The 15551-nt window shown below is 46.2% G+C and carries 9 protein-coding genes; 8 read left to right on the top strand and 1 reads right to left on the bottom strand.

All coding sequences use genetic code 11. The features are described from left to right. Nucleotides 1–4 precede the first annotated feature (4 nt). The 8 genes from NIASO_RS20415 to NIASO_RS07495 all read left to right on the top strand — a co-directional run bounded on the left by NIASO_RS20415 (nucleotide 5) and on the right by NIASO_RS07495 (nucleotide 14517). A complete protein-coding gene (locus NIASO_RS20415) occupies nucleotides 5–2230 on the top strand; it encodes an eCIS core domain-containing protein (RefSeq protein WP_008584704.1) in 2226 nt (741 codons plus the stop codon). A 350-nt stretch (nucleotides 2231–2580) separates the two neighbouring features. Further along, the gene (locus NIASO_RS07525; protein ID WP_008584705.1) at nucleotides 2581–5424 is read left to right on the top strand and encodes a glycosyl hydrolase; all 2844 of its coding nucleotides are present in this window, start codon (nucleotides 2581–2583) and stop codon (nucleotides 5422–5424) included. A gap of 12 nt (nucleotides 5425–5436) precedes the next feature. Next, nucleotides 5437–7041 carry a family 43 glycosylhydrolase gene (locus tag NIASO_RS07520; protein ID WP_008584707.1) on the top strand — a complete coding sequence of 535 codons (1605 nt, stop codon included), beginning with the start codon at nucleotides 5437–5439 and terminating at the stop codon, nucleotides 7039–7041. 12 nt (nucleotides 7042–7053) lie between these two features. Next, nucleotides 7054–8091: a family 43 glycosylhydrolase gene (locus NIASO_RS07515; RefSeq protein ID WP_008584709.1), complete on the top strand. Its 1038-nt coding sequence runs from the start codon at nucleotides 7054–7056 to the stop codon at nucleotides 8089–8091. A gap of 96 nt (nucleotides 8092–8187) precedes the next feature. Then, complete coding sequence (locus NIASO_RS07510) at nucleotides 8188–11037, top strand: glycoside hydrolase family 2 protein (protein ID WP_008584710.1); 2850 nt, start codon at nucleotides 8188–8190, stop codon at nucleotides 11035–11037. Between the two features lie 139 nt (nucleotides 11038–11176). Continuing rightward, nucleotides 11177–12034: a glycoside hydrolase family 43 protein gene (locus NIASO_RS07505; RefSeq protein ID WP_245605244.1), complete on the top strand. Its 858-nt coding sequence runs from the start codon at nucleotides 11177–11179 to the stop codon at nucleotides 12032–12034. 230 nt (nucleotides 12035–12264) lie between these two features. Then, nucleotides 12265–13056 (top strand): rhamnogalacturonan acetylesterase, encoded by a 792-nt coding sequence (locus NIASO_RS07500; protein WP_044046523.1) that lies wholly within the window; start codon nucleotides 12265–12267, stop codon nucleotides 13054–13056. A gap of 30 nt (nucleotides 13057–13086) precedes the next feature. Next, nucleotides 13087–14517: an arylsulfatase gene (locus NIASO_RS07495; RefSeq protein WP_008584715.1), complete on the top strand. Its 1431-nt coding sequence runs from the start codon at nucleotides 13087–13089 to the stop codon at nucleotides 14515–14517. Nucleotides 14518–14907: 390 nt separating this feature from the next. On the opposite strand, the gene NIASO_RS19910 is transcribed toward NIASO_RS07495, so the two are convergent. Then, nucleotides 14908–15183 (bottom strand): transposase, encoded by a 276-nt coding sequence (locus NIASO_RS19910; RefSeq protein WP_245605243.1) that lies wholly within the window; start codon nucleotides 15181–15183, stop codon nucleotides 14908–14910. Nucleotides 15184–15551: the final 368 nt, after the last annotated feature.

The following is a 15551-nucleotide window of genomic DNA, read 5'->3' as shown; positions in this document are numbered from 1 at the left end:
TGGTATGCATGAAAATACAAACACAATAAATACAAGCCAGGTGCGTCCTGCAACGGAGCATCCGGGCTTTCAGGTAATGCAAAAAATGCAGCAACCAGGTTGCATGCCGGTGCAATGTAAACTGACCATTGGCGCCGTGGATGATCCGCTGGAAGCCGAAGCGGACGCCATGGCGGATAGGGTCATGCGCATGCCGGAACACGATTTTATTCAGCGAAAATGTGCACACTGTGAAGCGGAAGAGAAAATACGAAAAAAACCACCGGCATCATTTATTCAAAAAAAATGCGCCCATTGCGAGGAAGAAGAAAAGATCAGCCGAAAACCACTGGTATCGTTTATTCAAAGAAAAACCGCATCCAGCGCCGGGACGGCAAATAATGCCGTTAGTGCAAATATAGCTTCAACAAAAGGTGGCGGAAGCGGGCTCTCCGGCGATACAAAAACTTTCATGGAAAGTCGTTTTGGTACTAACTTTTCCGGTGTGCGGATCCATACAGGGGGCGACGCCGCAGCTCTGTCAAAAGAGCTGAATGCACAAGCGTTTACCGTAGGTAATAATATTTATTTTAATGAAGGGAAATATCGTCCGGAATCTTCCGAAGGCAAGCAGTTGCTGGCGCATGAGTTAACGCATACGTTGCAACAGGGGGCCGGAGCGCAACCGCAGCTTCAGCGTAAAGTTGATAATGTTGAGATTAATTGTGCGGATAATCAGATTCGTTTTCAGCATGATGGAACCATTACTTCTTATGCCCTGGATCATTGTAAAATAACAGATGGAACTTATAATGCCACCGTTAAACTATCGCCGGCAAAGGTAGATTTCGACCTTGGTACGGTACCGCCCGGCACGCAATTCGATTTTAGTTATTCAATAGCGCCCGGACAACCAAGCCCAAACACTTTTTTCAAAGGCCAAAACAGCGTAAATATTACTTGCACGAATACCTCAGGTTTAGGTGGTGTAAATGATATAAGATTCAGTGCAAAAAAATTAACAGACGCAGATTTCCTGGCATTAACCGGAAATACCGCAGATACAATTCCCGAAGGGATAATGATCCCGTTGTCAAACTTTTTAGGAAGATCATTACCGGCCGCAGGCCCCGCTGCTGCTGGAGCCAGTTATTTTTCTCCAACACCCTGGTCCGTTATTCCAAAAAATGTTACCGGAGTTTTATGGACGCAGGGTCACACCTCCGTTTTTGCAAATCCTGAGGGCGCTTTTGCTCCAACTATAAAAGGGTATCGGGGAAATTTGGGCTATTATGCTGGAGAATCGCTTCCCTGGATTGGCCGCCAATGTACCATACAGTTACATGAAGGGGTTCCCGGAAGTTTTACAAATGACGCATGGTTTCCATTATTTCCCGGCGAAAAGAACTTTGTTTTTGTGCCGCGTTCGGCAGAGCAGTCATTTGATTTTGCAGAGCGGCTAAACGAAACACAGTATGGCGGCGATTATACTTACAGTCCCCCGCGTTCGGTGGGTGACCCGATCTTAGGAGATGTTAAACCAACAGAAGCGGGGTTGAATACTGAGTTACTGGCAAGAGGAAAAGCACCTATGTGCACCAATAATTGTATCACCGTACCACAGGCAGAAATTGAAGCGGCCATGGGCGGACGCCCGGTAACAAAAACTGGTGTGGATGTAATGACGGGCACAGGACCGGATGGTGTAATAGATCCGCATTATGCCGGACGCGGAAGATTAATGACAGATGCAATGGCAGAGGGCCCGCTGCCGGCTGGAGCCACGCGAATAAATTTGACCGTAACACCTGGCGCTTCTGCCGGTATGTTTATCATCAGAGGCGGCGGTTATATAATGCTGGTATATGGCATCTATCAAACCGGAAGCAGGATTGCAAATACGGATGCTAAAGATTTACCTGTGGTACTATCAGAAGAAACTGGCTCATGGACGGGCGGTATACTGGGTTCAGCGCTCGGTGGCGCCGCGGCGGGTGCCGTGTTTTGCTCGCCAACGGGGCCTATCGACGCAGTTTGTGTGGTAGGAGGTTTTGTTGGCGGATTATTATTTGGTATTGCGGGCAGCTCCGTAGGAAAAGCAATTGGTCATACTGTGGGAGAATATGTTGTTGACCCGGTTGTAAATACGGTTAATGATTATGTGGTTCAGCCGGTGGAACAAAAGGCGGCAGAAGTTCAATCTAACTGGACGAGAGAGATTTATAACTTATATGGCGTTCCTTTGTATTAACCGGCGTATTTGCAATATATCATCACAACAGACAAAATATTTTGGAGTGCATCTTTATAGCGGGTTTGTAAATAAAAAGCGACTAAAAGTCGCTTTTTATTCTTTAACGAATGCACTATTCAGAATTATTGCTGTCGTGGCAGATCGAAAGATCTTCTAAATGCGGGCAGCTCCTCAGCCCGGATTTCTTCCGGTGATTTTCTACACACCTTTTTAATTTCCCGTTCCTCATTCAGGACGGAGCAGGACGGTATATCTGTTTTTGCACTTTATATTGCAGCAGGTTGATATAAACGATTGTCAGTTGCCGGTTCAACAGCTTGTGGAAGTACCGGAATAAATTTTTTTAAATGAACAACGGTTTGAAATATTTGAAAGGCGCGTTTTTAGTAGCGGGCGGCGCTGTGATGATCAATGCGGCGCAGGCGCAGATAGCGTGGCCTAAAACTACCAGGGAAAATAAGCCCTGGACGCGCTGGTGGTGGGAGGGAAGCGCCGTTAATGAAAAGGACCTTACCTGGAACCTGGAGCAATACCAGCAAGCCGGCCTGGGCGGCGTGGAACTTACGCCTATCTACGGAGTGGAAGGCCAGGAGAAAAACTTTGTAAGTTTCTTGTCTCCCCGGTGGATGGAACTTTTCCGGTATACATTAAAAGAAAGCAAACGGCTCGGGCTGGGGGTTGACCTGGCCAACGCAACCGGCTGGCCCTTTGGCGGTCCGTGGGTTATAGATGCCGATGCCAGCAAAACAATGGAATACAAAACGTATTCTTTAAAAGCGGGCGCGCAGTTGAAGGAGCCGGTACAATTTATACGGAAAGGGCTGGTACGTACCGCTAATAATAAAGAAGCAGACCTGGCGCTTATTAAAAAACCGGTTTCGGCCAATACCAATTTACAGGAACTGGCTTTGGATCAGATCCAGTACCCTGGTCCGATCCCTTTGATCTCTTTGATGGCCTATAGCAATAACGGTCGCATTGTTGATATTACTGATAAAGTATCTGCCGGCGGAAAGCTGAACTGGGTGGCGCCGGCGGAAGGCGAAAGCTGGACCTTATACGCGTTGTTTGAAGGATTGCATGGGAAAATGGTAGAGCGGGCGGCGCCGGGTGGTGAAGGCTATGCGATCGATCATTTTTCAAAAAAAGCAGCTACTGACTATTTCAAAAAATTTGATAAGGCGTTCAAAGGAGCCGATATCAGTTACCTGCGGGGATTCTTTAATGATTCTTACGAAGTAGATGATGCGCGCGGGCAAGCCAACTGGACAGATGATTTTTTTGCTGAATTCAAAAATAAAAAAGGGTACGACCTGCGTACACAACTGCCGGCCCTGTTTGGTAAAGACAGCGAGGATAAAAACAAAAGGGTGTTGTATGATTATCGTTCGGTAATTGATCAGTTATTGCTGGATAATTTTACAAAAGTGTGGAAACAATGGGGCAATGGCCGCGGCAAACTATTGCGCAACCAGAGCCACGGATCACCCGCTAATACGCTTGACCTGTATAGTGTGGTAGATATTCCCGAAACGGAAGGAACCGAATTGTTGCGGTTCAAATTTGCCACATCTGCAGCGCATGTTAGCGGTAAAAAGCTGGTCTCTTCCGAATCGGCCACCTGGCTGAATGAGCATTTCCTATCTTCCCTGGGAGATGTGAAAAAGGCGATCGATCTTTACTTCCTGGGCGGAGTCAATCATATCTTTTATCATGGCACGGCCTATTCGCCAAAAGACGCAGCCTGGCCTGGATGGTTGTTTTATGCAGCGGTGCATTTTCAGCCGGTGAACCCGCAGTGGCAGCATTTTCATGCGCTTAACGAATATATTACACGGGTACAATCTTTTTTACAAAAAGGGCAACCGGATAACGATGTGCTCTTGTACTACCCGATCATTGATCGGTATTCGGAAACGGGCGGTCCGTTGTTGCAACACTTTGATGGCATGGAGCGGAATTTTGAACATACCGGTTTCGAATATGCCGCCAATAAAATGACGGAGCGCGGTGTTGGGTTTGATTTCTTTTCTGACCGGCAGTTGGCACAGTTTGATTATAAAAACGGCGCCATCATCACAGGTGGTAATCAGTATAAGGCCATCCTTTTACCCGCTAATAAGCTAATTGATGATCTCTCTTTTTCAAAGCTCATCAACCTCGCAAAAAGCGGGGCAACCATCCTGGCGTATAAAGCACTGCCTGCCGACGTTCCGGGGATGGCACAACTGGACGCCCGGCGAAAAAGGTTGCAGGCTGCCGCGGCGCAACTGAAATTTATAAAAGAAGGCTCCTTGCAAAAAGCAGTTATAGGAGCCGGTGCATTTTATATAAGTGATGACCTGGATGCGTTGATGAAAGCCGGGCATATCAGAGAAGCCAGCGGTAGCGACAAAGATATTTTTGTATTACGAAGGAAACAGGCGGACGGTAAGACCTATTTTATTAATAACCGTTCTGATCACCCCGTTGAAGAATGGATCCATTTCGATGGGCATCCAAAAGCTGCGGTGCTGTTTGATGCAATGACCGGCGAAAAAGGATTGGGAATGATCAGAGCTGCCGCAAACGGATTTGAGCTGCGGGTGCAATTGCAACCCTATGCCTCTGTTATTGTGCAGACCGCTGCAGCTTTAAAAACGGGAGCAGCATTCCCTTACAAAAATGCCGGCGGGCCGGCAATAGCATTAAACAAAGATTGGAAGCTTTCTTTTATTGAAGGGGGGCCGTCTCTTCCCGGCGCCGTTAATTTAAAAACACTACAACCCTGGACGGAGCTGAAGGAAGCTGGTGTACAGGCGTTTTCAGGGATTGCCTCTTATACCACGCGATTTAAAAAGCCGGGGAAGAATGCCCGAAATTACCTGTTGGATCTGGGAAAAGTAGCGGCTACAGCGGAAGTGGTCCTCAACGGCAAATCTATTGCCACGCTGATCGGTCCTTCGTTTACAACCGTGCTCCCCGCTGCCTTATTAAAAACGGAGAATGCACTGGAAATAAAGGTAGCCAACCTGATGGCCAACCGCATTTCCTATATGGATAAAAACAATATGCCCTGGAAAATATTTTACAATGTGAATATAGCGGCCCGGAAAAAGGAAAATGTAAAGAACGGCATTTTTGATGCATCGGGCTGGAGCCCGCTTCCATCGGGCCTTTTAGGGCCGGTGACCCTGACGCCTTTGAAATAAACCCGGTGAACTATGCAAAAAGCGCGTAATTATTATGTGATCAGTTACAAGATGCTGTCGTTGGGCTTCCTGGTTATATATATGTGTAATGCCGCTAAAGCGCAGCCGTTGAATATTAAGAATGATGTATTTTGGAATACGGCAGACGGGCGTCCCGTTTATAGCCAGGGCGGAGGGATATTTAAATTTATTGATCCGGTAACAGGTAAAAAAAAGTATTACTGGTACGGAGCGCATTATAAAGAGGCAGCAATATACAGGCAGGATCCTTCTGTAACGCTGCCTGGGCCTACATTTCTTTCGGTGACCTGTTATAGTTCTGTAGATCTGGTCAATTGGACATTTGAAGGCGATGTGCTTACCAGAGCGACGCTCGACAGCAATATGCGCACTACCTGGGTGGGGCGCCTGGGAGTTGCTTATATTCCTGCACTAAAGGAATATGCGTTGTTTGTACAGCACGGCAACCAGGTATTGATCACGGTTGCTGATGCACCAAACGGCCCCTTTTCCTGGTACCGGCGGATCAACATGCAGGCCATGATCGGGACCACTAATACTGGTGATCAGACGGTATTCACAGACGAAGACACTGGTAAGTCCTATCTTATATATTCTTACGGCAGGGGAAGAAACAAAATATATGTTTCAGAAATAGGGGTGAAGAACGGCCTGATTGATCTGCTGGACTGCACACAAGTGTTCAAGGGTGCAAGCAGGGAAGGCAACTGCATGTTTAAGTATAGCGGTAAGTATTATATGTGCGCTTCTAATATTTATGGCTGGGATGCTTCGGATGCTTACTATATGGTTGCTGATAATATCCGCGGCCCCTATAAGCCGGTTGATGATATGGCAGTAATGGAGGGCTGTGAACAGGATTATGCCCATGTTACACAGACCGGTTTCTTTGTAACTGTTAAGGGGAGCAAAAAGGAAACGGTAGTATACTGTGGCGATCGTTGGGCTGAATTTGCCGGTAACGGTTTGGGTTATAATCAATGGTTCCCTCTCTCTTTTAATAAGGAAACCCCTGTTTTTAACTCTTTAAGCTCCTGGAACCTGGATGCAAAAACCGGCGAGTGGACCATCGGCAGCAATAATAACTATGTGCTGAACGGCAGTTTTGAAGCAGATCGCAATCATATTCCAAGTCATGTTAAGCCTGTGCAGACCGGATTGCTGGGCTGGCATACAGTAGTCACTGAGGGGAATATCGTATCTCTTGATAGCAGCACCTCTCCGGTATTGAACTATTTCAATACGACCGCTGACCGAAAAATAGTGACGGGGGAAAAAAGTCTGAATATAACGGACAAGATTCCCTTCAAAAGAAAAGTATACCAGCTCGTTGGCTCCAGGTCAAAATTACCGGATGGGCTTTATACGCTTAGTGCCATGACAAAGGGAAGTAATGGATTTGCCCGGCTCAATATGTATGCTGATACAGGCAAGAAAGCCCGCCGGTCGGATATTCAGAACGAAAATGATACGTGGAAGCGGATTGATATCAGGCATATTGCTGTTACCGGGGGACAGGTTGAAATAGGTTTTGAGGCAGATGGCGCGGCGGATGCTTTTTGTTATGTAGATGATGTGTCGCTTACAAAAGAGTAATAATTAAAGCTGGTGGCTACCGATTTTAAATATTATAACACGATAGATATAATACTAAAGGCAAACATAAGGCTGCTATTGCTTTTGTTCGTTTTGCACTTCGGTATTGCAGCAAATGCCCAGGCCGGCACTGTTCCGAAACCCCTGTATGATGACCCCATTTATCACGGAGCGGCAGACCCGGTGGTTATTTATAATAAAGCAAAGAAAAAGTGGTGGCTGTTTTATACCAACCGGCGTGCAACCGACACTGATTCAACCGTTCGGTGGGTGCACGGTACCCGGATTGGTATTGCCGAAAGCGCAGATGGAACCACCTGGCGCTATCTGGATACGGCCAATATTAATTATCGTCCGGATGCCGGCTATACATTCTGGGCCCCGGATATTACGGAATATAACGGTATCTATCATATGTATGTTACCTATGTTCCCGGCACTTTTGCCGACTGGAATCATCCCCGCCGGATCATCCATCTTACCAGTAAAGACCTGCTGAACTGGCATTATGAGACTACATTGGATCTCTCAAGTGAAAAGGTGATTGATCCCGCTGTTTTTAAGTCGGGCGATGGGCATTGGTATCTGTGGTATAATAATGAAAAGGATGGCAAGAGTATTTATTATGCTGAAAGTAACGACCTGTATCACTGGACGGATAAAGGAAAGGCTATTGCCACAAGGGGAGAAGGGCCCAAAGTGTTTTACTGGAAAAACAAATACTTTATGATCGTGGATGTGTGGAAGGGAATGGAAGTCTTTTCCAGCAATGATTTAAAAAATTGGGAACGGCAGACCGGGCGGATACTGGAGTTGCCGGGAAAAGGCCGGGATGATCAGGCGATCGGCGGTCACTGTGATGTGGTAGTGAATGATGGTAAGGCTTATATTATTTATTTTACACATCCAGGCAGGAGTAAAGACCATCCGGCTGCGAAAGGATCGTTTGACGACAAACGAAGCGTGCTGCAATTAGCTGAATTGCATTATGAAAATGGAACGATTACCTGCGACAGAGATGAAGAGCTGGCGGTAAAATGGAAACGATAATGATTCAACCGCTGCTATCTGCACAACCACTGCAGTGAGTGACACAAGGAAGCTGATAGTAGTGCTGAAGCCGACCAAAAAAAATAATAATAGTTCATGAGAGTTTATTTACTTGTCTTAGCTGGATTTATTTGTAACGCGCTGGCGGCGCAACAAAAGGAGATCGTATACCTGTCCGGCACGGGCAGCGACCATACGGTGCAATGGGATTTTTATTGTACCGGCGGGCGTAACAGTGGCCACTGGACGCAGATTGCGGTGCCTTCCTGTTGGGAGCAACAGGGCTTTGGAAGTTATAATTACGGGCGTGATTATAAAACCTATGGGAAAAACTTTCGCTTTGCGGATGAAAAAGGGATCTACCGGCACGCTTTTAGTGTACCCGCTTCCTGGAAGGGCAAAGAAGTGTATATTGTTTTTGAAGGGAGCATGACGGATACGGAAGTCAGGATTAACGGCCAACCCGCGGGAGCCACACACCGCGGCGCTTTCTACAGGTTTAAATATAATATTACCGGCAAATTAAAATATGGAGTCAGTAATAAGCTGGAGGCTGAAGTGAGCAAGATGTCATCCGATGTATCTGTAAACAATGCGGAGCGCCTGGCCGACTATTGGATCTTTGGCGGTATTTTCCGGCCGGTATACCTGGAAGTGGTGAACAAAGAGTTTATTGATTATGTGGCTGTAGACGCCAAGGCTGACGGGCTATTCCGGATGCAGGTGTTCCCTAAAAATATTAGTAAACCTAAAACAGTAACGGCATCGATTATTGATGCAAAAGGCGCTGTTATTAAAACAATATCCCAGGCGATTGCGGCTGGTGATACCGTAACCACTCTGCAAACCCAGGTGAAGCAACCTTTGCAATGGACGAGCGAAACGCCTAATTTGTACCGGGTGCTCGTTTCCTTGAAAGAGAAGAATAGAACCGTTTATACAATGAAGGAACGGTTTGGTTTTCGCACTATTGAAGTGCGGCATGGCGATGGTATTTATATTAATGGCGTGCAGGTGAAAATGAAAGGGATCAACCGGCATTGCTTTTGGCCGGAAACGGGAAGAACGCTGAATGATAGCGTTCAGTTACTGGACGCACGGCTGATAAAACAAATGAACATGAATGCCGTTCGTTGCTCGCATTACCCGCCGGATCAACGCTTCCTGGAATTATGTGATTCCATGGGTTTGTATGTGCTGGATGAATTGGCCGGCTGGCAAAAAGCCTATGGAACGGAGGCCGGCAAACCACTGGTGAGGGAAATGGTAGTAAAAGATCTCAATCATCCGTCGATTATTTTCTGGGATAATGGTAATGAAGGTGGAACCAATAAGAATCTGGATGCAGAATTTTCCCGGTGGGATTTTTCCAACCGACCGGTGATTCATCCGCATCATAGGCCAGGTAACGCTTTTAACGGTATAGATTGTAATCACTACGAGGATTATTACAGTACTAAAAAAAATTTAGAGGACAGTTTGATCTATATGCCTACCGAATACCTGCACTCGCAGGATGATGGCGGCGGAGGTTCGGCCATGTATGATTTCTGGAACCTGCATTGGAAGGCAAAAAGAAGCGGCGGCGGTTTTATATGGGCAATGCTGGATGAAGGCGTGGTACGCACGGACATGAATAATATTGTGGATGCGGATGGACTGAATGCGAATGACGGTGTTTTGGGGCCCCACCGGCAGAAGGAAGGTAGTTTCTATGCCTTACGTGCGGTGTTCGCACCCGTCCGGATTGAGCTAACCGAATTGCCCGAAAACTTTAAAGGGGCCATCGAAATGGAAAACCGTTATCATTTTACGGATCTGAATGCGAATACCTATAAATGGGAGCTGGTGCGTTTTAAAGGCCCCTTTGATCCGGCGTTTACGGGCTATACGGTTGAAAACTCGGGAACCGCGCAATGCCCGCCGATCAAGCCTTTGCAGAAGGGAATGCTGCAGTTGGGGTTGCCGGCTGATTTTAAAAACTATGATGCGCTGGTGCTGACGGCCACAGACGGGAATGGCGATGAAATTTATAAATGGACCTGGAAGATAAAAACAAATGCGCAGCTCCTGGATACGGTTTGGGGCCATGAGAAAAGAAAGAACAGCGTTGCTGAGAATGATTCTTTAATTACACTGAAATCAGACGGGCTGGAGTTGACCTTAAATAAATCAAACGGCAGAATAAAATCCATCCAGAATAAAGAACTGGGAATGGATCAATTGTTGTTCAATAATGGTCCCATCCTTGTGCAGGGTACTTCCCGGGTGAAAGGCTATGCCATTAAAAATGAAAGGGATGACCCATCCGTGGTGTTTTCCTGCGACGGGAATATGAAAGCATTTACCTGGACGATGCAATCCAATGGCTGGGTGCGCCTGGATTATGAATACGCGCTGAATGGCTCCTATCCTTTTGCAGGCATTAGTTTTAACTTTCCGGAAAATTATGTTTTAGGTGCTAAATGGTTGGGAAAAGGGCCCTACCGCCAATGGAAGAACCGCTCCTGGGGCATACCGGTAAATGTCTGGAAGAATTTTTATAATAATACACAAACAAGTTATGCTCCATTAGTGTACCCGGAGTTTAAAGGATATTATGGTGCGGTTACGTGGATGGAGTTGAACACCGTTCAGGGTAAATTTTACGTGGCAAGTAAAGATGACGGGCTGTACGTGCGGCTGTTTAATTTTTATGGGCTTACGGGCGTAAAGCCTTTTCCGGAACTACCTGTGGGCGATATTTCGTTCCTGGATTGCATTCCGCCGATGGGCACTAAACTGGCGTTGAATCAAAGTACGAATACCGCTGTGTTAGGCCCGGGAAGTGAATTAACAAAAATTGACAAACCGGTCAAGCGATCCTTGTATTTTTATTTCGGGTTGCCGAAGATTTCAGATACAAAGGAGCAATACAGCCGGCCCAAGATCGATAATGTTTTTTAAGGCTATGAATATATCTTACGATTATAGAAATGTTAGGGGCTGCAGGCAGCGTTGTTGCCGTTTTGTTCAGGGATGCCTTTTCTTGTTGCTGAGCTTGTTAACAATTAACGTAGCCGCTCAGGAAAACGACCCGGTCTATATGTTTTGCTATTTTAAAAACAATGGTCAGGATGGGCTACACCTGGCCTATAGTAAAGATGCTTGGCATTGGAAAGCGCTGAACAATGATCAGTCTTTTTTGAAACCCGCCGCAGGAAAGGATAAACTGATGCGCGACCCCTGTGTGATCAAAGGCCCGGATGGTTTGTTTCATATGGTGTGGACGGTGAGCTGGAATGAAAAAGGGATCGGTTATGCATCATCAAAAGACCTGGTACATTGGAGCGCCCAGCAATATATTCCGCTTATGGAAAATGAAGATGCCCTCAACTGCTGGGCTCCGGAAATTACCTATGATGAAAAGAGCGGGCAATACATGATCTACTGGGCGACGACCATCCCGGGGAAATTTCCTGCAACAGATTCTTCAGGAGACGGGAAGTATAATCATCGTATCTATTATGCGTTCACAAAAGACTTTAAAAATATTTCTAAGCCGGAGCTGTTGTATGATAAAGGATTTACGGTAATTGACGCTACGATCAAACAGGATGGGAAAAAGTATATTCTGTTTCTGAAAGATGAAACAAAGCTACCAGTGCCGGAAAAAAATATTAAAATAGCCACAAGCAAATCTATCAACAAAGGCTACGGCGCTCCTTCTGCGCGCATTACCGGCGATTATTGGGCAGAAGGGCCGACCGTTTTAAAAAAAGGGAAGCAATGGATCGTTTATTTTGATAAGTATACAGCGCACAAATACGGAGCGGTTGTATCGGAGGATCTGAAAAACTGGAAGGATGTGTCAGATCAACTTGAAATGCCCGCCGGGATACGGCACGGTACGGTGTTTACGATCAGCCAAAAAGAGTTTGATGCCTGGTTTGGGGAACAATAAACGAGGGACGACAAACGATAAACCATTAAGGAGTCAAGAATAGTTGAGCTCTTAATGGCCTTAATGCCTAAATGATTGAAGCGTGTCAATAGAAACAGGTTAATGGATGCAGAACGAGAAACGGCAAACGATAAATTATTAAAACAAAAACGTCATTTCGACCGCAGGGAGAAATCTTTCTGTTATGAATCATGATCTGAATTTAAAATACAAAATATATGTTCAAAAAAATGAAAAGAGCAAATGCACGCCTGGCAGCCTTTATAGTAATTGTTGTATTGTCGTCTTTTGCTGTTTATAAAGCGCAAAAGCCGGTCTTGTATATTATCGGCGATTCAACAGTTAAGAATGGGAGTGGCAAAGGGGCGGATCAGCTATGGGGCTGGGGGAGTGTGATCAATGCCTTTTTCGACACCTCCCGGATCAGCGTTGTAAATAAAGCTATTGGTGGCCGTAGCAGCCGTACTTTTATAACGGAAGGCCGCTGGGAGGAAATTTTAAAAAACCTGAAAAAAGGCGATTATGTGTTGATGCAATTTGGGCATAACGACAGCAGCCCGCTGGATGATACCGCCCGGGCCAGGGGCACGATCAAAGGCATTGGTGATGAGCATAAGGATATTTATAACCCGATCAGGAAGGTAAATGAAACCGTGTATACCTACGGACACTATATGCGTCAGTTCGTGAATGATGCCAAAGCCAAAGGCGCGATCCCCGTTATTTGTTCTCCCGTTCCCCGGGATAATTTTAAGGAGGGTAAAGTAGCAAGGGGCAATAAGGATTACGGCTTGTGGGCAAAGCAGGTGGCCGAACAAACAGGCGCTTTTTTTATTGACCTGAACAACCGGATAGCAGATGTGTACGACCAGATGGGAAACGAAGAGGTAAATAAATTCTTTCCCAAAGACCATACGCATACGAATAAAGAAGGCGCGGTGGTCAATGCGCGTTTAGTCGCTGCAGGGGTGAAGGATCTTTCCGGGTGCGGTCTGAAGAAGTATCTTTTGAAAGCGCAGTAATCGTTCTTAATACATTGCAAACATATTCGTATGAAATTTTTTGCTATTTTTTTCGCTTCGTTTTTAACCCTGCTCATTAGGCTCCCTACCCGGTTGGCCGCACAAACAAAACCTAATATTGTTTTGATTCTCGCCGACGATCTGGGTTATGGCGATGTAGGGGTATACGGCCAGCAGAAAATTAAAACACCCCATATCGATGCGCTGGCAAAAGAAGGATTACGGTTTACCCGGTTTTATTGTGGTACGGCAGTTTGCGCGCCGTCGCGATCGTCATTGCTTACGGGCCAGCATACCGGGCATACGCCCATACGCGGCAATATTGGCGTAAAACCGGAAGGGCAGTGGCCGCTGCCCGGTAACACGGTTACGATAGCAACGCTTTTAAAATCGGCAGGATACAGTACCGGTTGTTTTGGTAAATGGGGGCTTGGTTTTATTGGTACCAGCGGAGACCCGCTGAAGCAGGGCTTCGACCGTTTTTATGGATACAATTGTCAAACCTTGGCTCATGATTATTTCCCGGATCATTTATGGAATAATGAACAGCGGGTGGAGTTGTCTAATACCCATGAAAAGCAAACAATCTATTCTGCACAACTTATTCATGAGCAGGCGATGCAATTTATCCGGCAGCACCAACGGCAGCCTTTTTTCTTACTGTTGGCGTATACACTGCCCCATGCGGCGCTGCAATTGCCTAAAGACGATACACTGTATAATTACTATAAGAAACTATTTAATGAAAAACCGGTGCCCGTTGCTGAGCACTGGAATGGTAAAGGCTACGAACCACAGGCCTATCCGCATGCCGCCTATGCCGCAATGGTGGGGAAACTGGATGCTTATGTGGGGGAGGTTCAACAGCAATTGAAAGTTTTAGGACTTGATAAGAATACAATGATCTTGTTTGCGAGTGATAACGGTCCGCACCGCGAAGGCGGTAACGACCCGGCTTTTTTCAACAGCAACGGAGGTCTGCGGGGAATAAAAAGAGATTTGTATGAGGGCGGGATCCGTTCACCGTTTATCGCCTGGTGGCCGGGCACGATTCAAGCCGGCACCCAATCCAACCAGGTAGGGGCCTTCTGGGATTTACTACCAACTTTCGCAGCGCTGGCGGGCATTGGCATGCCTGCAAACAACGATGGTATTTCAATGCTGCCTACCTTGCTAGCCAGGGGAAAACAGCAGCAACACGATCATTTATACTGGGAATTTCATGAACAGAACGGGAAACAGGCAGTTCTTTTCAAGAACTGGAAAGGGATACGGCTGAATGTTTCCACAAACAGCAGCGCACCTATTGAATTATATGATCTGGAAAAGGATCCCGCAGAAACAGTGAATGTTGCGGCGCAGCATCCCGATATCGTGAAGGAAATAGATCGCTTCATGAAGCAGGATCATGTAGAGACGCCAGACTTCCCGCTGCTGGAAAAAGCAAAAAAGAATCATTAGCCGATGAACGGCCTCAGTGCTTTTTGTGTTTCGGTGGCAAAGAACGGAGCGCTCTGTTTATACTTGCTTATTGCAAGTAATGCTAATCCGACACTAAAGGGCCTCTGTTGCCCTGTTCCGATAGCCCTGCCAATGACATATGTTTTTAAGTTATGAAAACCAATCATTAATGTTGTCGTCGTTTCGACGGAACGAATCCCGATTTTCGTCGCATATGCGTCAAGATAAGGAACACGATTCAGGCGCTGTAAGCGCCGCGTGTTTATAGTATTCATGATCCTCTACGCAACGCATCGGCTCTCCCGCCTCATCCTATCGTGTGGACACAACTGATCTTTCCGTAGTTGGTGCTAAAGTGCCCGGAGGGCATAATGTACATAGCCCGCAGCGTTAGCTGTGGGAATAGAAATACGTAGAAGACGCGGCCCCGAAAGGGTCGAATAGTGGTTCACAATAAATATAATCAGCAAGCGATATTGAGGGATGAAGGTCTGAAAAAATATGTATATGATCTTCTGTGCCGTTGATGCGATAGAGCTTACATTTTTTATTCTTTATAATACCCCAGATGTATTTGTAAAGTTCCTCACAATGCGCTTCAGTAATGGTTTTACAGCGATTTTTAGTAGCAAATATAATCTGGTAGAAAATCTGATGGTAGCTCATGATAGTTATTCCATAGGTTATAGAATACTGTTCTATCAGCTGTAAGGTACATTTAATTTTAGAAATTTTAGCCCGCGTTCATTACATTCGACCCCTTTGGGGCCGCCTGTTCTACACGTCTCACACCCCGGGCTAAAGCCCGGAGTTATTCACATTACGCCCTCCGGGCTATGCCTGCCTAATTTCAATAAGTATTCTCTATTAAGTAGTTGCATATCTGGTAATGAGGAAGTAGCAGGATATTTTAATCATCTTCAAGATTTGTGTCCACACGATAGGCCTCAGCGGGACCGCGTAAACAGCCCGAACAAATACCATTGCGATTACTATAAACACAACGCTCCTGAACGGAGCGGAAATGGCTCAAA

The sequence above is a fragment of the Niabella soli DSM 19437 genome, from assembly GCF_000243115.2.
Classification (GTDB): domain Bacteria; phylum Bacteroidota; class Bacteroidia; order Chitinophagales; family Chitinophagaceae; genus Niabella; species Niabella soli.
The sequence above is the reverse complement of the archived record's forward strand: the minus strand, read 5'-3'. Positions and strand labels throughout refer to the sequence as shown.

Excerpts from the sequence above, each read along its gene's own strand:
- NIASO_RS20415 (WP_008584704.1), top strand. The coding sequence starts at position 5 with ATGCATGAAAATACAAACACAATAAATACAAGCCAGGTGCGTCCTGCA.
- NIASO_RS07525 (WP_008584705.1), top strand. The coding sequence starts at position 2,581 with ATGAACAACGGTTTGAAATATTTGAAAGGCGCGTTTTTAGTAGCGGGC.
- NIASO_RS07520 (WP_008584707.1), top strand. The coding sequence starts at position 5,437 with ATGCAAAAAGCGCGTAATTATTATGTGATCAGTTACAAGATGCTGTCG.
- NIASO_RS07510 (WP_008584710.1), top strand. The coding sequence starts at position 8,188 with ATGAGAGTTTATTTACTTGTCTTAGCTGGATTTATTTGTAACGCGCTG.
- NIASO_RS07505 (WP_245605244.1), top strand. The coding sequence starts at position 11,177 with ATGTTTTGCTATTTTAAAAACAATGGTCAGGATGGGCTACACCTGGCC.
- NIASO_RS07500 (WP_044046523.1), top strand. The coding sequence starts at position 12,265 with ATGAAAAGAGCAAATGCACGCCTGGCAGCCTTTATAGTAATTGTTGTA.
- NIASO_RS07495 (WP_008584715.1), top strand. The coding sequence starts at position 13,087 with ATGAAATTTTTTGCTATTTTTTTCGCTTCGTTTTTAACCCTGCTCATT.
- NIASO_RS19910 (WP_245605243.1), bottom strand. The coding sequence starts at position 15,183 with ATGAGCTACCATCAGATTTTCTACCAGATTATATTTGCTACTAAAAAT.